Source organism: Streptomyces fulvorobeus, assembly GCF_013167895.1.
Classification (GTDB): Bacteria; Actinomycetota; Actinomycetes; order Streptomycetales; family Streptomycetaceae; genus Streptomyces; species Streptomyces fulvorobeus.
In genome coordinates this window covers 3873197-3891977 of record NZ_BLWC01000001.1, presented here as the reverse complement: position 1 = coordinate 3891977, position 18781 = coordinate 3873197, and the positions used below count along the sequence as shown (strand labels likewise).

The window sequence follows — 18781 nt, the reverse complement described above, 5'->3', positions numbered from 1 at the left end:
CCGGAATTCTCTGCACCCGGGAGCCGGATATCCGGCTCCGCCGCTCCGCTAGCCCCCTCGACACTCCCCGACCCAGGACGGGACCGATGACCTCACCCCGTACGCCCACCGGCACCACCACCGGGACGGCCGTGCAGCGCACGACCACGACGACCCCGTGGGAGGAGCTCGTCACCTCGGCGCTGCTCGGCACCGACCGCAGACCACCGGCCCCCGGGCCCGGGGGCCGCGAGGGACCGGTCGCCCTGCTGGACGAGGCGGCGCTTCGTACCGTGCGCCACCGAGCCGGGCTGCTGCCCGCCGAGGCGGCCGAACGGCCGGAACGCGCGCCCGCCGACCCGCGCCCGCCGCTCCCCGCCGCCGCCCGGCACAGACTCGGCCATCTGCTCGCCGACCGCTCGGCACCGTCCGGGGGCAGCGGGCGGCGCGGCACGGCTCCCGACCTCACGGAGCTGCTTCCGCAGTGGCTCGCCTCGGCCAACCGGCACGGCTTCCGGGCACCCTCGGTCCTCCTGCCCGCCCTGCTGGACGCGGCGCGGGCGCGCACCGACCTGCGGGCGCACGTCCTGGGCTTCGCGGGACCGCGCGGGCTGTGGCTGGCCGCGATGAACCCGGAGTGGAAGTTCGCGCTCCGCGGCGCTCCGGGCGGCTCGCTCCCGTCCGATACGACGGACCCGGACGCGGCGCGGCGCCTGTGGGAGGAGGGCCTGTTCGCCGAACGGGTCGCGCTCCTCGTGGCGGTACGGCGGCGGGAGCCCGCCGCCGCGCTCGCCCTGCTCTCCACCACGTGGTCCACGGAGCGCGCGGAGGACCGGCTGATGTTCGTCGACTCGCTGCGGACCGGCCTCTCCGGCGCCGACGAGGGCTTTCTGGAGGAGGCCCTGACCGACCGCAGCCGCAATGTCCGGGCGACCGCGGCCGAGCTGCTGTCCGCGCTGCCGGGTTCGGCCCTCGCCGAGCGCATGGCCGCGCGCGCCGTGTCCTGTGTGAACCCCGACCGCACGGGCGGCGCCGCGTCCATCGCCGTGGAGGCCCCGCACGAATGCGACGCGTCGATGCAGCGGGACGGCATCGTGCCCGTGCCTCCGGCGGGGCGGGGCGAACGGTCGTGGTGGCTCGGCCAGTTGGTGGAGGCCACCCCGCTGGCCATCTGGCGGGACCGGTTCGGCGGACGCTCCGCGCAGGAGATCGTCGGACTGCCCGTCGCCGACGGCTGGACCGAGGAACTGCACGCGGCCTGGTGCCGTGCCGCCGTACGGCAACGGGACCCGGAGTGGGCCCGCGCACTGCTCGGCACCCCCTCGACACCCCCGGCGAACGGGCCCGGGACGGCCTCGCTCGCCGAGCGGGCGAAACTCCTCGCCACCTTGCCCGGTGCGGAACGGGCCGTGTGGGTGGCCGACTTCATCGCCGCGCACGGGCTGTCGGAGGCGTTCCAGCTGCTCGGTGTGTGTGCGGTGCCCTGGGCGGAGCCGCTCGGGCGCTCGGTGGTCGACGCCCTGGACATAGCCCGGGACGCCGGGAGCTACCCGTGGAGCTTCAGCGGGGTCATGGGCCTCGCGGAGCGCTGCCTGGACCCGGCCGAGGCGGACCGGCTCGAAGTCCTCACCGCCACCCCCGACGAGCCGGAGGGCGCCGCACCCGGTGCGGGGGGCTACTGGTCGGAGGCGTTCCAGCGTCTGGTCTCCACGTTGCGCCTGCGGTCGGCCATGGAGAGGGAGCTGACCCCCGGGGCGCCGTGACGCACGACCGGCCGGCGGCCCGCGCGGCCGACGGGCCCTTCCGGCCCGTCGGTCGTGCGCGGCCGGTCAGGCCGATCGGTCAGGCCGGCCGGTCAGGCGCCTGCCGACTGGCGGACATTGGCGTTCACCCAGTCGACGATCGACGTCGTCGTCGCACCGGGGGTGAAGATCTCGGCGACGCCCTGGTCCTTCAGCGGTGCGATGTCGGCCTCCGGGATGATGCCGCCGCCGAACACCTTGATGTCCTCGGCCTCGCGCTCCTTGAGCAGCTCGATCACCTTGGCGAAGAGCGTGTTGTGCGCACCGGAGAGGATCGAGAGGCCGATCGCGTCGGCATCCTCCTGGATCGCGGTGTCGACGATCTGTTCGGGCGTCTGGTGGAGACCGGTATAGATGACCTCCATACCGGCGTCCCGCAGCGCCCGCGCGATCACCTTGGCTCCACGGTCGTGGCCGTCGAGTCCCGGCTTGGCCACCACCACACGGATCGGACCGGTCACACCCATCACTGCCTCCACATGATCTCCCGCGCGCCTGAAGGGCCGGGGATGTGAACGAACGTTATCCACAGCATCCCGCAAGCCGCTGTTTCGCGGTGACCGGGGAGGGGGAAATCACACCTGGGACATGTGCACCGGACGTCGTTCCCGGTCCATGTGGTCCATCTGCCGCCCGGGTACGACACAGAGGGAGCCGCTGCGAGGTCGCCGTACCACCGCGCCGCCAGCCGCACGGCACGGTGGTACGGCACCACGGCCGACGGCCGATCGCCCGTCGCCGCCCCGCACCGACGCCCACGAGGGCATACGGGACCGGAGCCGCTCCCCGTGTGCCGGTGCAGGAGGTCGGCCATGAAGGTCCTGTCCTTCCTTTCCCCACTGCTGCGCACACCGTGCACGCTCCCCGCCCGGCTGTCATCCGCCCTGGTCAGAGCCACCGTGCTGGAGCTCGCGATCCTCGCCGGGCACATCCTCATCCACCCCTCCGGCATCACACCGGAGCGCCGGGCCGCGACGCCCGTACCGGCCGGCCCGGGGCAGCCGGGGACCGGGCCGGCCGGGCCCGCCGCCCGGCTCGCCGATGGCGCCACCGTCCGCCCGCCCGTCGTCCTGCTGCACGGGTTCATCGACAACCGCTCGGTCTTCGTCCTGCTGCGACGCTCGCTCGCCCGGCACGGCTGGCGCCATCTGGAGTCCCTCAACTACTCGCCGCTGACCTGCGACATCCGTACGGCGGCGGAGCTGCTCGGCCGGCATGTCGAGGAGATCTGCGTCCGCACGGGGCACCGTGAGGTCGACATCGTCGGACACAGTCTCGGCGGGCTGATCGCCCGCTACTACGTGCAGCGGCTCGGCGGCGACCAGCGGGTGCGCATCCTGGTCACGCTCGGCACCCCGCACGGCGGTACCTCGGTCGCGCCTCGGGCGAGCGCCCATCCCATCGTGCGGCAGATGCGCGGCGGCTCGGACCTCATCGCGGAACTCCGCAGGCCCGCACCCGGCTGCCGGACCAGGTTCGTCAACTTCTGGAGCGAGTTGGACCGGGTGATGGTCCCGGTGGAGACGGCCCGCATGGACCACCCGGACCTGGACGTGGTGAACGTGCGCCTCACCGGAATCGGCCATCTCGCCCTGCCCGTGCATCCTGCGGTCGCGAACGGTGTCCGGGAGGCCCTGGAGTCCCCGGAATCCGGCGGCACCAGCGGCTCGGGGACCGTTTCGGTGGCCTGAACAGGGCGCACATGACACGCCGGAGCCGGACAAGGCGGGACCGACCCACACCACCGAATAGAACGCATTTCGAACATAGGGCCAAGGCTGGGCCTTCTGTCCTCCGAAAGGCGGCCGATTGCCCGTTTCCCGAACGGCCGGAAGCGGTCGAAGATTGTCGTCGTCACGTACCGCCGGGTACAGTCGCGGCCACTGCTTTCCCCTGGAGTCCCCCACGGACACCGGAACAGGTCCTGCTGCCGAGGCGAGAGAGAAGTTGGTGAACGACCAGCACCCCCACGCCGGGTACGTCGACTACGACAACCACCCCCCCGGCAGCTTCGACACCGATCCGCTCTTCGGTGCTCTCCCCGGTCACCACGACGGACAGCACGACCCTCAACACGACGGACAGCACGCCGACGGTTCCCCCCACGGCAGCGGCTACGGCAGCGGTTACGAGACCGCCCAGGACGCCCCTTACGCCTACGACAGCGGCTACCAGGCCGCCGGGCAGAGCCACAGCGCCGGTTACGACTCCGCCCCGTGGGACACGGGCACGCAGCAGACCGCCGCGTACGGGCAGTGGGACACCTCCGGCTGGGTCCAGCCCGGGCAGGCCGAGCAGTGGGCGACGACCGACACCGGTACCTTCCCGGCCGGCACGTACGGCGACACGGGTTACGGGACCGGTACGACCGGCACGTACGCCGCCGACCTTTTCGTGATGCCAACCGAGGCGGCTCCCGACACCGGCGCCTACGACGCCACCGCGTGGAACACCGGCGCCACGCCCGAGGAGTCGTCGTACGAGCCCGAACAGATGTCGTACGCGTCATACGAACAGCAGCCGGTCGAGCAGCAGTTCCCCTACGAGTGGAGCGCCGCTCCCGGCACCGAGACGCACGACCGCCTCGGAACGCACGAGACCGACAGCGCGGCCGGGACTCATGAGAGCGAGGCCGGAAGCGGGGAGATCGACGAACCCGAACTCGTGACCACCGCCTCGCACCCCGTCGGCGCCCCCCGAGCGGCCGGCCGCTCGTCCCGCGGCTCCGGCACCGGAAGCCGCGGCCGGCGCCGCACCCCCGCCAAGCGCTCCGCGTTCCTCACCGTCGCCGTCCCCTCGGCCTGCGTCATGAGCGTCGCGGGCATCGCCGCCGCCTCGGTCAGCGGTGTCGCCGGCGGCGAGGAGAAGAAGGACGCCACCGCCACGATGGCGGCGGCCGACCCGGCCACCGTGGAGCCGATCGCCGCCAACAACGCGCTGGACACCCAGCTCGCCGCACTCAGCGCCGACGCCGACGACTTCGCCGACCGCGCCAGCCGCACCCAGGAGCGCATCGACCTGCGGGAGCGGCAGGCCGCCGAGAAGAAGAAGCGCGAGCAGGAAGCCGCCCGCCGCGAGGCTCTGCGCCCCAAGTTCTCCCTGCCCGTCTCGCAGCACGGTCTCAGCGCGTACTACGGCCAGGCGGGCGTCAACTGGATGTCCGTGCACACGGGGGTCGACTTCCCCGTCGGGTACGGCGCTCCGGTGATGGCCGCGACGGACGGCACCGTACGCACCCAGTTCAACAGCGCCTACGGGAACATGGCCATCGTGACGGCGCCGGACGGCACCGAGACCTGGTACTGCCACCTCAGCAGCAGCCGTGTCCGCTCGGGCTCGGTCCAGGCGGGCGACACCATCGGGTACGCCGGGGATTCCGGCAACTCCACCGGCCCCCACCTCCACTTCGAGGTCCGGCCCGGTGGCGGAGCGGCGATCGACCCGATGCCCTGGTTCCGCAGCCACGGTCTCAACCCGAACTGAGCACCGCCGCCACACCAGCACCACCGCCACGGCCCCGCCACCGCCGGTATCACCACCGGCAGCGGGGCCGTGAACTACAGCTTCTCGACCGGCGCGTACCGCAGCAGCAGCTTCTTCGGCCGCTCGTCCCCGAAGTCGACCGTGGCCTTCGCCTGGTCCCCGAAGCCCTCGACCGCCGTCACCGTGCCGAGACCGAACTGGTCGTGCGTGACCCGGTCCCCCACCACCAGGGTGACCACCGGCTTGTCCGCCGTGCGCCGGGTGGCGAAGCCCGAGGGCCCCGTCCTGGAGCGTGAGGACGACAGCGAGGACGTGATCCCCGACGTGGGCCCGGCCGGAGCGGCCATCGGCCCCCTGCGCTTCCATTCCAGATGGTGGTCCGGGATCTCCTCCAGGAACCGCGAGGGCGGGTTGTAGGAGGGCTGCCCCCACGCACTGCGCATCGCCGCCCGGGTCAGATACAGCCGCTCACGGGCCCGGGTGATGCCCACATAGGCGAGCCGCCGCTCCTCCTCCAGCTCCTTCGCCTGCCCGAGCGCCCGCATGTGCGGAAAGACGCCGTCCTCCATCCCGGTCAGGAAGACGACCGGGAACTCCAGCCCCTTGGCCGTGTGCAGCGTCATCAGCGTGATGACACCGGAGCCGTCCTCGTCCTCGTCGGGGATCTGGTCGGAGTCGGCGACGAGCGCCACTTTCTCCAGGAACTCGGCGAGCGTGCCCGAGCCCTCCTCCTCCGCACGCTCCTGCTCGAACTCGAGCGCGACGGCAGCCAGCTCCTGGAGGTTCTCGACGCGGGTCTCGTCCTGCGGGTCGGTCGACGCCTGGAGCTCGGCGAGATAGCCGGTGCGCTCCAGGACCGCCTCCAGGACGACCGCGGGGCCGGCCCCGGACTCGACGATCGTGCGCAGTTCCTCCATCAGCGTGTTGAAGCGCTTCACGGCGTTGGCCGAGCGGGCCGCCATGCCGTACGCCTCGTCGACGCGGCGCAGTGCCTGGGGGAAGGAGATCTTCTCCCGCATCGACAGGGCGTCGATCATGGCCTCGGCGCGGTCGCCGATGCCGCGCTTGGGCACGTTCAGGATGCGGCGCAGCGGGACGGTGTCCTCGGGGTTGGCGAGGACCCGGAGATAGGCCAGGACGTCGCGGACCTCCTTGCGCTCGTAGAAGCGCACACCGCCGACGACCTTGTAGGGCAGGCCGACCCGGATGAAGATTTCCTCGAAGACACGCGACTGCGCGTTCGTACGGTAGAAGACGGCGACATCGCCCGCCTTGGCGTCGCCCGCGTCGGTGAGCCGGTCGATCTCGTCGGCGATGAACTGCGCCTCGTCGTGCTCGGTGTCCGCGACGTACCCCGTGATCCGCGCGCCGGTGCCGGCGTTGGTCCAGAGGTTCTTGGGGCGGCGGCTCTCGTTGCGCTCGATGACCGCGTTGGCCGCGGAGAGGATCGTCTGCGTGGAGCGGTAGTTCTGCTCCAGCATGATGGTGGTGGCCTGCGGGTAGTCCTCCTCGAACTGGAGGATGTTGCGGATGGTCGCGCCCCGGAAGGCGTAGATCGACTGGTCCGCGTCACCGACGACACAGAGCTCGGCGGGGGCCTCGGCCTCACCGGCCGGGCCGACCAGCTCGCGTACGAGCGTGTACTGCGCGTGGTTGGTGTCCTGGTACTCGTCGACCAGGACGTGCCGGAAGCGGCGGCGGTAGTGCTCGGCGACGTCGGGGAACGCCTGGAGCAGGTGCACCGTCGTCATGATGATGTCGTCGAAGTCCAGGGCGTTGGCCTCGCGCAGCCGCGCCTGGTAGAGCGCGTACGCCTGGGCCAGGGTCTTCTCGAAGCCGTCCGTGGCCTGTCCGGCGAAGGTGTCCTCGTCGATCAGCTCGTTCTTCAGGTTCGAGACCTTGGCCGTGAACGACTTCGGCGGGTAGCGCTTCGGGTCGAGGTCCAGGTCGCGGCAGACCAGGGCCATCAGCCGCTTGGAGTCCGCGGCGTCGTAGATCGAGAACGACGAGGTGAAGCCGAGCCGCTTGGACTCGCGGCGCAGGATGCGTACGCACGCGCTGTGGAAGGTCATGACCCACATGGCGTTGGCGCGCGGTCCGACGAGCTGCTCGACCCGCTCCTTCATCTCGCCCGCGGCCTTGTTGGTGAAGGTGATCGCGAGGATCTGGCCGGGGTGCACCCCGCGCTCGGCCAGCAGGTGGGCGATCCGGTGGGTGAGCACCCGGGTCTTGCCCGAGCCGGCACCGGCGACGATGAGCAGCGGCGAGCCGGCGTGCACCACGGCGGCGCGCTGCTCGGTGTTCAGCCCGTCGAGCAGCGCGGCGGCGTCGATGACGGGGCGGGGCGCCCCGTCCCGGTAGTACCCCTCGCGGGGCGGCGGGGGCGCGTCGAAGACGCCCTCGAAGAGACCCTCCGGCACCGCGTCGGGTGCGTGGTCCTCGGGAGGCGGCGGGGGCCCTTCCTCCGAGTTCTGGAGGCCGGTCAGGAAGCTGTCGTCAAAGAGGCTGCTCATCGCTACAGGAGTCTAGGCGGCCCCACTGACACCTCGGGGCCGCATTGCGCAGGACGGCCGCCGGACGTGCGCGCAGGGAGACCCCCGGCCACCCGCCGTAAGCGAGACGGCGGCCCTCGGGCGCCTGCGGGCATGGTGGGCCAGGGGCCCGTGTCCCAGGCTCTTATCACCTCTGGCCGGTCAGGTAGCGCTCAGTGGTGACTTCGCTCGCGCCTGTACTAAATGCCTGAATCTGATGGCATTTTTCCGATCACGGAAAGATAGCGAAACGTCACATCAAGGCAATAGCTGTCAAGTCGGCCCTTTCCCGTGTCCTGGGATTAGCGTCCCTCCCAGATGACCGTTTCCCCGCCGCCCCGTACGCACCGGCCGGCACACGGACATCTCCCCGGCCCGCCGGTCACTCCGTACGGGCAGCCGAACAGGAAGGACGCACCCCCCGTGGCAGCACACCGGAAAGCAGCACACCGGAAAGCCGCGCACCGGAAAGCCGGACCGCGCCCGTTCACCGGGCCCGCCGCCCGCACCGCCGCGACCCTGGCCCTCGCGGGGGCCGCGGCCGCCACCGCCTTCGACGGGGCCGCGCACGCCGAACCACAGCTCACCCCGGCCCAGGTCAGAGCCAAGATCGACCGGCTCCACCACGAGGCCGAGGTCGCCACCGAGCGCTACAACGGCACCAAGGAGAAGGTGACCGCCGCCACCAGATCCGTGGACGCGCTGCGCGACGAGGCCGCCCGCAGGACCGAGCGCCTCAACACCGCACGCGAGGCCATCGGTTCCCTGGCCACCGCGCAGTACCGCTCCGGCGGTATCGACCCCGCCGTGCAGCTGGCGCTCTCCTCGGACCCCGACGAGTACCTGCGACGCGCCTCGTACCTGGACCGGGCCGGTGACCGCCAGGCCGGTCTGCTCAGCGGCATCCGCCGGCAGGTCACCGGCGTCGCCCAGCTCCGCGCCCGGGCCGAGGGCGAACTCGCGGCGCTCACCGCGCGCCGGGCCGAGCTGACGAGACACAAGGAGACGGTCCGCGCCAAGCTGGCCGACGCCAGACGCCTGCTCGGGACCCTGACCGAGGCCCAGCGCGCCGACTACGAACGCGCGGCCGACGCGGGGCACGGCAGCGCCGTGCGAGCCGACCGGGGCGCCCCGCGCGGAGCGGTCGGCGCCACCGGAACCCGTGCCGCGCAGGCCGTCGCCTTCGCGTACGGGGCGATCGGCAAGCCGTACGTCTGGGGCGCCACCGGCCCCTCCTCCTTCGACTGCTCCGGCCTCACCCAGGCCGCCTGGCGCTCCGCGGGCGTCTCCCTGCCCCGCACCACGTACACCCAGATCAACGCGGGACAGCGGGTCCCGCGCTCCGAACTCGCCCCGGCGACCTCGTGTTCTTCTACTCGGGCCTCAGCCATGTCGGGCTCTACATCGGCGGCGGCCAGATGATCCACGCGCCGCGCCCCGGCGCCCCCGTCCGCGTCGCGCCGATCGACCAGATGCCCTTCGCCGGAGCGACCAGGGTGGCCTGAGCGCCCGGGCGGATCAGACCAGCCTGCGCGCCGTCGCCCACCGGGTCAGCTCGTGCCGGTTGGAGAGCTGGAGCTTCCTGAGCACCGCCGAGACGTGCGACTCGACCGTCTTCACCGAGATGAAGAGCTGCTTGGCGATCTCCTTGTACGCGTATCCGCGGGCGATCAGCCGCAGCACCTCGCGCTCGCGCTGCGTCAGCCGGTCCAGGTCCTCGTCGACCGGCGGCGCGTCGGTCGAGGCGAAGGCGTCCAGCACGAAGCCCGCGAGGCGGGGTGAGAACACCGCGTCGCCGTCCTGCACCCGGAAGACCGAGTCGACCAGGTCGGCCCCTGTGATCGTCTTGGTGACGTAGCCACGGGCGCCGCCCCGGATGACACCGATGACGTCCTCCGCGGCGTCCGAGACGGACAGCGCGAGGAAGCGCACCGGGTTCTCGGCCGCGCCCATCATCGGGGCACAGCGCCGCAGTACCTCCACGCCGCCGCCGCCCGGCAGATGGACGTCGAGCAGGACGACCTCGGGGCGGGTCGCGGTGATGACCGTGACGGCCTGGTCGACGTCGGCGGCCTCGCCGACGACCTCGACCCCGGTCTCCTCGGTGCGGCCGATCTCGGCCTGGACCCCGGTACGGAACATCCGGTGGTCGTCGACGAGCACGACCCGTACCCGCCGCTCCGGGCCCCCGGTCGCTTCGGTGTTCTCGGTCATTCGCCCGTCCTCTCCATCTCCAGCTCGACTTCCGTGCCCCCACCGGGCACCGAACGCAGCCGGGCCGTACCGCCGTTGCGCTGCATCCGGCCGATGACTGATTCTCGTACGCCCATCCTGTCGCCGGGGACCGAGTCCAGGTCGAACCCCGGGCCCCGGTCCTTCACGGAGACGAAGACGGTACGACCCTCGACCTCCGCGTACACCTGGACGGCCCCGCCCTCGCCACCGTACTTGGCGGCGTTGACCATCGCCTCGCGCGCGGCCTGCATCTGAGCGGTCAGCTTCTCATCCAGGGGGCAGTCGCCGACCACGACGACCTCCAGGGGGACGCCGTGCTTGTCCTCGACCTCGGCGGCGGCACGCTTGACCGCTTCGGCGAGGCTCGACGGTTCGTCGTCCGCGTCCTTGCCCGTGCCCTCCGGGTCGTACAGCCAGTTGCGCAGCTCACGCTCCTGGGCGCGGGCCAGCCTGCGGACCTCGCCGCCGTCGTCCGCGTTGCGCTGGATCAGGGTGAGGGTGTGCAGGACGGAGTCGTGCACGTGCGCCGCGACCTCGGCCCGCTCCTGGGCGCGGATACGCATGAGCCGCTCCTCGGAGAGGTCCTGGGTCATCCGTACGAGATACGGACCGGCCAGCAGGGCGATGCCGGTGAGCACGGCGATGGCGGCGGTCAGGACGTTGCCCAGCTGCGCGGCCGAGCCACGGACCACGATGAAGACGGTGAGGCCCAGGCCGACGAGGGCGACCCCGGCGAGGCCGCGGGCCAGTTGCAGCACCCGGCGGTGGCGGCCGACCTCCATCCAGCGGGCCCGGCGCGCGTTGTCGGCCTGGCGCCAGACCAGGACGGAGCCGGCGCCGATCAGGAGCGTCGGCCAGATGTAGCGGTCGGCCTCGCTGCCCATGTCGACGTTGGCGACGAAGATCACGGCGCCGACGAGCAGCGCGACGAGTGCGAAGAACTGCCCTCTGTCCGGCTTGCGCAGCCTGCGCCTGCCGTCCGGCGCGGTCTCGAAGACGGAACGCGGCGCGTCCACCCCGCCGACGCCGAGCGGCACGACGATCCAGAACACGGCGTACAGCAGGGCACCCAGGCCGTCCGCGAGGAACAGCCCCAGGAAGAGGAACCGCACCCATGCGACCGGCAGCCCGAGATGCCCGGCCAGCCCGCGCGCCACGCCGCCGAGCAGCCGTCCGTCGGCGGTGCGGTACAGCTTGCGTACGGGCGGCTCCTCCGGGTCGGAGGCGAGGGAGCTTGCGGCTCGGGTGGCGGCTGGCATACGACGATCGTCACACGTGCGCGCCGGTGGCGGCATCAGGGTCCGCCCCCCACTCGACCCTGACGCCCGTCCGGGAGCACGGCAGGGGGCCCCGGGAGGCAATATCAGGGACCTCCCAGGGTCGGTGCGGGTGCCGCGCGGCCGTACGGACCGTCACCATGGGGGCATGACCGCTACCCAGGACGCCTCCCCCGGTGTCACGCCGCCCCCCGAGCCGAAACCGCAGCTGCACCGCAGCTCGCGGCAGAAGGTGGTGGCAGGGGTCTGCGGCGGCCTCGGCCGGTACTGCGACGTCGACCCGGTGATCTTCCGGATCGTGCTCGGCGTCCTCTCGGTGACCGGCGGGATCGGGCTGATCTTCTACGGCTTCGCGTGGCTGCTGCTCCCCCTGGAGGGCGAGGAGGAGAACGAGGCACGCAGACTGCTGTCGGGCCGGGTCGAGGGCGCCTCACTGATCGCGCTGGTCCTCGCCCTGGTGGGGTGCGGTCTGTTCCTCTCCATGCTGCACAACGGGGGGATGCTGGCCTTCGCCGCGATGCTGTCGCTCGCCGTCATCGGCTCCACGGTCTGGGCGCAGCACCGCAGGACGGCCCTGCCCGACGCCCCGCCCGACACGGTGGCGGCCCAGGCCGGGGGGCGGCGGGGCACGGCGCACCGCCGGAGGTGAAGGCTCCGCCGACGCCGGGCAGCCCGTCCTGGTGGCGCGATCCGATCGTCAAGGACGGCACTTCGGGTCCGATCGGGCCCGGCTATCTGTGGGGGCCCAAGGACGCGGGGCCCGGCTCCCTGCCGCCGGGAGCGCGTACGGCCACGGTGGACGCCCCGTTCAGGGCCCCCCACCGCCCGCCGGGGACCCGGGGGCCGCGCTCGATCGGGGGCGTGGTCTTCACCCTCGCGCTGGTCGCGGGCGTGGCGGGCACGGTCCTGAGCTGGGGCCACCACCCGCTCGGGACGAGCCTGCAAGCCGGGCTCTCGGCCGCGCTCGCGGTGTTCGGGCTGGGACTGCTGGTCAGCTCGTTCCTGGGCCGGACCGGCTTCGGCACGCTCTTCCTGGCGGTCCTCACGGCCGGGCTGCTGGCCGGGGCGTCGGCCGTGCCCGAGGACATCGGCACCGACTGGATCCGCGAGGAGTGGACCCCGGCCTCCGTCGCCGCGGTCGAGCCCCGGTACGAACTGGGCACGGGCGTCGCCCGGCTCGACCTGTCCGAGGTCCTCGTGCCCGCGGGCGACACCGCCGTGACGGCCGTGGGGGTGGGCGTGGGCCGCGTGGTCGTGGTCGTACCGCGGGGGGTGACGGTGAAGCTGGACGCCAAGGCGGGTCTCGGGGACATCCAGCTGCCCGCCCTGGCACCGGAGGACGTGGACGTGGGCCCGGACCAGCGCAGGAAGCAGACGATCGCGCCGCCCAGGGGGGCCGAGCCGGCCGGCACGGTCGGCCTCACACTGGAAGTCGGCGTCGGACAGGTGGAGGTCATCCGTGCTGCGTCATGAGATCCGGCCGGGCCGCGCGGTGGCGGGCGTCGTCATGCTCGTCCTGGCCGCCGGTTACGCGGCGGACGCGGCGGGCGAGTGGCACGCCCCGTACTCGTTCTTCCTCTCGCTGCTCTTCGGCGGGCTGGGGCTGGCCGCGACGGTCACCTGGGTGAGTTACCGGGTACGCCGGCGCCGGGCGGCGAGGAAGGCGTCCGCGGAGAACGCGGCGGCACCGGCCAGTACCAGCGGCAGCCAGGCCATGAGGTAGACGAGGTCGTTGCCGTAGTAGTAGGGCTCGGTCCGCCAGCTCACGGTCAGCCACAGGCTGAGCGAGATCAGCGCGCCGCCGAGCGCGGCGACCCTGGCGAACAGCCCCAGGAGCGTGGCGACTCCGACGAGGAGTTCACCGGTCGCGAGGGCGTAGCCGAAGCCCACCGGACTCCTCAGCGCGAGATCGACGAGAGCGGGAACCGCGGAGGAGTCCCGCACCGCGCTCATCAGCTCGCCGATCGAGCCGGTGCCCTCGGCGGACATGAAGCCGCTGTCGGTCAGCTTGTCGAGACCCGCGTAGACGAAGGTGACGCCGAGGAAGATCCGCAGCGGCAGGAGCGCGTGGTGCCGCGCCCGCTCGCGCGGGCTCCCCGGCTCGCTCGGTCCGTAGCCGGTGGTTCCGTAGCCGCTCATGCCCGACCTGCCTTCCCTCGTCCGTCCCCTGACCATACGTACGCGGTGACCGCGCTGTTCATCGGGTGCGCGGCCGGTCAGCGGAGGCCGCCGCCCGGGGCACCAGCGCCCAGGCCCCGGCCACCGTCGCGGCCACGTCGGGTACGTCCAGACCGAGTGCGCGCAGCTGCTCCGCGACGTCCGTGACGTCGGTGGAGAGCCGGTGGGCGGCGAGCAGGAGGTGTTCGAGGCCGACGGGTTCACCGAGGGGAATCCAGTCGCCGTCGTGTGCGGCGTCGTCCCTCAGCAGGAGCAGCTTCTCCGGCCGGAACGGCTCGGGCGGGTAGTCGTCGGGCGAGACCGCGGCGCCGGCGGCTCGGAGGGTTCTGGCGACCTCGTACGGGGAAAGCTTGGTCAGGTGCGAGACGATCCCGACGAAGGCGGGACGGACGGAGAGATCGTCGCGCATGCCGCCATGGAGACCGTGGAACACGTTCGAGAAGCTCCTGTCCGGCAGCTCCCTCAGCCAATCCGTCTCGTTGTAGCCCTCCTCGTCCGCTGTCAGCGTCTCCACGAGGGCTCCGAGCGCCCGCAGACGGGCGCGAGCCTCGTCCACGGTCAGACCGGCCGCGTCGGCGGCGAGCACGATGTGACGGGAGGAGACGTGGTGCAGTCCCACCCAGGGTGCGTACGGGATGCCGTTCTCTCTGAGCAGGATCTCGTCGGTGTCACGCACCTCCGGGAGGCTGTCGCTCCAGGCGTCGGGGACGCCCAGTCCTCTGAGCCGCATCGCCTCCGCGGTCCGCCCGCGCTCCCAGCCCAGTTCGGCGGCCGCCTGGATCACATGGGCGAGGGGGACCGTCTCATGCTCGGTCTTCCCCTCGTACGGGACCCAGTGCCCGGCCAGAAACCGTTCCGTCCGCTCGTCGTACGCGTCGAAGAGGGGATCGGGCAGCTCGGCGCACATCATGCCCCGGGAGACCAGCCGGTCCCGTACCGCCGTCACGGTCCAGCCCAGCCGTCCGGACGTGATCGCCAAATGAGCGACCGGCACCGGTACCCGGGGGTCGAGACCGTTGCGCAAGCTGGCGGCCGCATCGCCGTCCTGGGCCAGCAGCACGAGATCGTCCCTGTCGAGGGCGTCCGGGAGGTCTCCGTACGGAACGTCGACCGCGACGGAGCGCAGCAGCCGGGCGATCGCCGGGAGGGAGCTGTACGTCTCCCGGGCCAGCGCGTGAAGATCCAGGAGTGTGGCGGGCCCGCGGAGGTCGAGCGAGGCCCGTTCCGCTACCGGGAGTACCAGCAGATCCAAGGCTGCCTGCGCGGGCAGCGCGTCCCCTGGCAGCCCGGCGTCCACGGAACAGCCATGTGCCTCCAGCAGGCGGACCGCGCGGTCCGCCGTGCAGTTCTTCACCCGCGCCATCCGGTACACATCGGCGAGGCAGGCCACCGGGCGGCCGTCTTCCGGGCCGGGCTCGGTGAGGTACCAGCCGGTGCTGAGGTCGCTCAGATCGTCGGGGCTCTGCGTCGGGCACCCGTACGCGCTGAGCACCCCGCGCACCTCGTGGACGCCGAGACCCTGCGCCTCCGCCAGCTCGACGATGTGCTCGTGGTTGACCACATCCGCGAAGATGCTTGAGGTCCGCGCCGGACGGTGTCTCTCGAGGTCGCGGAAGAGGGCGGCTTCCACCGATTCCGGGTCCAGGAACGTGGAGCAGAGCGATATGTCGTATCCGAGGTCCTGGAGAAGTTCCAGCACCTCGGCCAGTTCCCGGGGCCCGCTGTCCCGGCACACGCTCATCAGCTGGCGCGGTCCGATCGCGTCGCCCGGGCGGACCGATGGCCTGAGACCGTCGGCGTCCGCGCTGGTCAGACGGAGCAGTTCGGTGACGGGCAGCAGTGTGGCCTTCTCCGGCACCGGCAGGGTCAGCCCGAGTTCGGCAAGACGCCCGGCGGCCCACCCGCGGGACTCGTGCAACCTCTCGGCCCGCTCGTACAGCTGCGCGGGCGCGACCCATGCGTCCCAGAAGGTCTCCGCATCCTCCATTCCTTCCCGGCTGTGCCCCAGGAGCCCGGAGTCCGAAGGCGCCGCGGGGCGCAGGCGTACGGTGCCGAGGTCGGGCGGACACATGTCTCCGAGTGCCGCGCGGACCTCTAGCGGGAAGTGGGCGGTGTAGCGCCAGAGCGCGAGGTGCGCCGGGAGGCGCGTGGACCGGTCCCGGGCCCTGTACGTGGAGCTGCGCCGCCCGAACGGCCGCCCGCCCACCCAGATGGCCCTCAGTTCACGGTCCCCGAGCCAGAAACCGGTGTAACGCAGGGCTGCGGTCCCGTCCTGGTGGACGAGTTCCGCGCCCACTCTGACCAGCCCGGCCACGATCGCGTCGGCGATCCGCGGCGCCCCGTCCGAGATCTTCTCCAGCCACGCCACCGTGAGCACCTCGCTCACGCTCAGGGCCTGGGCCGCCTCCTTCTTGCCGAGCAGGGCGAAGAGGGCGGGAGCGACCTCGTCGATGATCTCGGACCGGTTGACGGAGAGCCGGGGCAGCTCCTTCTTGCCCGATGTCTGGAGCACCGGACCCCGGAGATTGACGACGGCCCCGCGCACCGTCATCTCCTCTCCCCTGCCCCGCGCCTCGGCACCGTCCCCCCGGAACCAGTGCCCGCGCACCGAGATGCCGTCGACCAGCAGGGCTCCGCCGCGCTCGCACCAGAACACCTTGCCACCGGGCACCGGGGCGAGGGCCCCCGCGGCCACGATGGCCGGGTCGGTCCCCGTATCGGGTTTGCTGCTGTACACCTCCGGCTCCCAGGTCTCCGCGTCGGCGTCCTCGTGTTCCGCCTCCGTGCGGTACCGGGCCACGCCCAGCACGGACCGCAGCACCTTCACGCACGAGAAGTTCTTCAGGTCCTCGCGCAGGTAGAGGCGGATACGGGTGCCGCAGAGGTCCCGGGCGAACTCCGGCTCCTCCTGGCACTGCGCCACCTGGAAGAGGTGCTCCGGGCCGTCGATGGTGACGCGCAGCGCGGTGGACTCCGGGTTGCCGTCCGGCCGGAACTTGCGGGTGATCACCTCGATCTCGTCGGCGATCATGAAGTAGCTCAGGACGCCGATGCCGAAGCGGCTGTTCTGCTGGACGGTGATGCCGAGCCGCTGCCAGGTGAGCATCTCCTCCTGGAACGAGCTCAGATGGGAGAGCCTGACCCCGCCCTGCGCGAAGGAGTGGAGCAGCTCGCGGCGGCCCATGCCCGAACCGTTGTCGACGCAGTCGACGTACCAGCGGCCCCGGGTGCGGTCGAACCGCTGGGTGAACACGATCGCACCCTTCCAGCCCAGTTCCTCCCCCGGCTTGGCGAGGACCCGCTCTCTGGCCTCGCGCACCTGGCAGGCGTCCATCGCGTTCTGGTAGAGCTCGCGGATGGCCAGGTGGCGGTCCCCGTACAGCGCCTCGCCTGTGAGCAGATCCCGTACGCGCGTGGCGTCGAGGCCGAACCGGGTGGCGATCGGATAGAACCGCGGCTCGCCCGTCTCGGGGTCCAGCTCGGGCTTCACCTCGATGTCCGACGCCCGGCTCGGCAGGTCGGCGAGCCCGGGAATGCGCAGATTGCTGCAGAACAGCCCGTCCAACGCCTGCACCTGCTCCTGGAGGGCGACCATCAACGCCTGGTGACCGCACTCCGCTGTCAGCGTGAGGGTGCCCCTGCTCTCGGTCGGCATGGACCACCGGGCCCCGTCGACGGCGAGCCGTACGCGTGCCAGCCCGATGGGCTCGCGGCCCCCCAGGTGCTCGACGAGTACCGAGGGGAGCTCGCTGCGGTCGAGCGACATGAGGCGGGCGACGCAGAGCATGAGCCCGACCCGCTGGCAGGCGGGCCCGTCCTTGGGTGGCCGGGCCGCCAGGACCGGTGGTTCGGCCAGCACACCGGCGCCGTGCCGCATGGCCCGGAACAGCCAGGACACGAGCGGAGGGCTGAACTCCTCCTCCAGCTCGTCGGTGCCCGCCAGCATGCTCTGGAGGAAGCGGACGAGGTCGTCGGAGCGGTCGTGCGCGTTCCCCGGATCGCAGCGGGTCTGGTGGAGCACCCACGCCTCGGCCACCCCGCGGTCGCGCCGCGAGGCCCCGGCGACCCCCTGGCGGTCGCCCCGGGGACCGTCCGTTCCGCCACGGGGGTCGGTCTGCCGCTGGAGCCTCGGGTACTGGTCCCACTCGGTGCGCAGGTCCCGGTAGTCGGCCCGCGCCGCCAGCCGGACGCGGAAGCCGAAGTACAGCGCGGGCACCACCGCGAGCAGTGCCGCCTCGGCCGGGGTGAACGCCGCGACCTCGGTGCGCTCCACGAGCTCCGCCAGGCGCGCGGAGGCCCGCAGGTCCGACTCCCAGTCGAGCCACGGGTCGTCACGCAGCTTCTCCCGCTCGCACACCAGCTCACGGTCGAGGGTGCGGACCACGGTCTCGGCCTGCGTCCGCCACTCCTCGGCCTCCTGCTGGTCGGCGACCTTGTCCCACACCGGGTGCCCGCGCACCAGCCGGACCCGCCGGCCCTCGGTGGGCCGCTCGGGCAGCACGACGAACCGGGGGCCGCCGGTGTCGCCGCTGAGCCGGGGCACCTGCGGGGGCGGCGGATTCGACTGCCGCATGCGCAGATCGGCCATCGCGGACTCCAGCAGGGTGCACAGCCGGTCGGCGAGCAGCCGGCCCTGGGCGTCGGCGAGCACCTCCCGTAACGCCTGGGTGAAGAGGCTGAAGCGGGCCCCGTCCGGGCCCGTGACCGCCGCGGGCCTCTCCGGCTCGCACGCCATCAGATAGCCGAGCTTGTCCGTGCCTGACGGCATCCTGACCGCGCTGTCGCCCTCCTCCAGCCGGTCGCGGCAGGCGTCCACGACGAAGAGGATCTGCGCGGCGGCGCTCCGGGCGGCCTGCTGCGCCCAGTCGTGCTCCAGGTTCAGGTTGGTGGTGGAGAGCGACTGCGCGCTGCCCGTCCTGACGGAGGAGTCGGAGCCCGCGAACCAGTGCTGTCCGTCGTGGTGGAAGCCGTGGCCGCTGAGGAAGACCATCAGGTGCTCACCCTCCCGCGCGCCGGCGACGAACCGGGCGATCGACTGGACGAGCTCCTTGCTGTCGAACGTGCGGCAGTCGCTCCCCGGATCGATCGCGTACCCCTGGTCGGCGAGGGCGTCCCGCAGTTCGCGGTACTCGTCCTCCAGGTAGCCCAGCGGCTGCCAGGCCGTGGAGGCGTACTCCGGTACGAACAGGAGCAGCGCCCGGTGCGAGGGGCCCTTCCCGGTCGGGTGTGCTGCTGAGCTGTCCACTGTCATCCCGGTCACGCATCCCGTCGCCGCCGCCTGCCGGACTCCTGGAAT

Annotated in this window: 10 protein-coding genes and 2 pseudogenes; 6 read left to right on the top strand and 6 right to left on the bottom strand. The window is 72.2% G+C overall.

Annotated elements, in window-relative coordinates:
- Positions 1-86 precede the first annotated feature (86 nt).
- The gene (locus tag Sfulv_RS17730) at positions 87-1742 is read left to right on the top strand and encodes a DUF5691 domain-containing protein (protein ID WP_246353159.1); all 1656 of its coding nucleotides are present in this window, start codon (positions 87-89) and stop codon (positions 1740-1742) included.
- A gap of 92 nt (positions 1743-1834) precedes the next feature.
- Here Sfulv_RS17730 and icmB read toward each other — a convergent pair whose 3' ends face one another.
- Positions 1835-2248 carry a coenzyme B12-dependent isobutyryl CoA mutase small subunit gene (gene icmB, locus Sfulv_RS17725; protein ID WP_173315176.1) on the bottom strand — a complete coding sequence of 138 codons (414 nt, stop codon included), beginning with the start codon at positions 2246-2248 and terminating at the stop codon, positions 1835-1837.
- A 345-nt stretch (positions 2249-2593) separates the two neighbouring features.
- On the opposite strand from icmB, the gene Sfulv_RS17720 reads away from it, so the two are divergent.
- Positions 2594-3472, top strand: coding sequence for an esterase/lipase family protein (locus Sfulv_RS17720; RefSeq protein ID WP_173315173.1), 879 nt, complete (start codon positions 2594-2596; stop codon positions 3470-3472).
- A 259-nt stretch (positions 3473-3731) separates the two neighbouring features.
- The gene (locus tag Sfulv_RS17715; RefSeq protein ID WP_173315171.1) at positions 3732-5264 is read left to right on the top strand and encodes a M23 family metallopeptidase; all 1533 of its coding nucleotides are present in this window, start codon (positions 3732-3734) and stop codon (positions 5262-5264) included.
- Positions 5265-5338: 74 nt separating this feature from the next.
- On the opposite strand, the gene pcrA is transcribed toward Sfulv_RS17715, so the two are convergent.
- Entirely contained in the window at positions 5339-7777 is a 2439-nt protein-coding gene (pcrA, locus tag Sfulv_RS17710; protein ID WP_173315168.1) for a DNA helicase PcrA, read from the bottom strand.
- A 441-nt stretch (positions 7778-8218) separates the two neighbouring features.
- On the opposite strand from pcrA, the pseudogene Sfulv_RS17705 reads away from it, so the two are divergent.
- Positions 8219-9300: pseudogene (locus Sfulv_RS17705) on the top strand (C40 family peptidase).
- A gap of 13 nt (positions 9301-9313) precedes the next feature.
- Here the strand turns inward: Sfulv_RS17705 and Sfulv_RS17700 are convergent.
- Both Sfulv_RS17700 and Sfulv_RS17695 read right to left on the bottom strand, forming a co-directional pair.
- Positions 9314-10009, bottom strand: coding sequence for a LuxR C-terminal-related transcriptional regulator (locus tag Sfulv_RS17700; protein WP_173315165.1), 696 nt, complete (start codon positions 10007-10009; stop codon positions 9314-9316).
- On the bottom strand, positions 10006-11289 hold the full coding sequence (locus tag Sfulv_RS17695) for an ATP-binding protein (RefSeq protein ID WP_173315162.1): 1284 nt from the start codon (positions 11287-11289) through the stop codon (positions 10006-10008). Before Sfulv_RS17695 ends, Sfulv_RS17700 begins: the two co-directional genes overlap by 4 nt.
- A gap of 166 nt (positions 11290-11455) precedes the next feature.
- On the opposite strand from Sfulv_RS17695, the pseudogene Sfulv_RS17690 reads away from it, so the two are divergent.
- Positions 11456-12780 (top strand): annotated as a pseudogene (locus Sfulv_RS17690) (PspC domain-containing protein).
- Positions 12767-13030: a hypothetical protein gene (locus Sfulv_RS17685; RefSeq protein ID WP_173315159.1), complete on the top strand. Its 264-nt coding sequence runs from the start codon at positions 12767-12769 to the stop codon at positions 13028-13030. The pseudogene Sfulv_RS17690 and the gene Sfulv_RS17685 overlap by 14 nt, the downstream one beginning before the upstream one ends.
- Here the strand turns inward: Sfulv_RS17685 and Sfulv_RS17680 are convergent.
- Positions 12937-13446 (bottom strand): DoxX family protein, encoded by a 510-nt coding sequence (locus Sfulv_RS17680; RefSeq protein ID WP_173315156.1) that lies wholly within the window; start codon positions 13444-13446, stop codon positions 12937-12939. The two genes, Sfulv_RS17685 and Sfulv_RS17680, sit on opposite strands and share 94 nt — an antisense overlap.
- A 58-nt stretch (positions 13447-13504) precedes the next feature.
- Complete coding sequence (locus Sfulv_RS17675; protein WP_173315153.1) at positions 13505-18736, bottom strand: wHTH domain-containing protein; 5232 nt, start codon at positions 18734-18736, stop codon at positions 13505-13507.
- Positions 18737-18781 lie beyond the last annotated feature (45 nt).

Excerpts from the sequence above, each read along its gene's own strand:
- Sfulv_RS17730 (WP_246353159.1), top strand. The coding sequence starts at position 87 with ATGACCTCACCCCGTACGCCCACCGGCACCACCACCGGGACGGCCGTG.
- icmB (WP_173315176.1), bottom strand. The coding sequence starts at position 2,248 with ATGGGTGTGACCGGTCCGATCCGTGTGGTGGTGGCCAAGCCGGGACTC.
- Sfulv_RS17720 (WP_173315173.1), top strand. The coding sequence starts at position 2,594 with ATGAAGGTCCTGTCCTTCCTTTCCCCACTGCTGCGCACACCGTGCACG.
- pcrA (WP_173315168.1), bottom strand. The coding sequence starts at position 7,777 with ATGAGCAGCCTCTTTGACGACAGCTTCCTGACCGGCCTCCAGAACTCG.
- Sfulv_RS17700 (WP_173315165.1), bottom strand. The coding sequence starts at position 10,009 with ATGACCGAGAACACCGAAGCGACCGGGGGCCCGGAGCGGCGGGTACGG.
- Sfulv_RS17695 (WP_173315162.1), bottom strand. The coding sequence starts at position 11,289 with ATGCCAGCCGCCACCCGAGCCGCAAGCTCCCTCGCCTCCGACCCGGAG.
- Sfulv_RS17680 (WP_173315156.1), bottom strand. The coding sequence starts at position 13,446 with ATGAGCGGCTACGGAACCACCGGCTACGGACCGAGCGAGCCGGGGAGC.
- Sfulv_RS17675 (WP_173315153.1), bottom strand. The coding sequence starts at position 18,736 with ATGACAGTGGACAGCTCAGCAGCACACCCGACCGGGAAGGGCCCCTCG.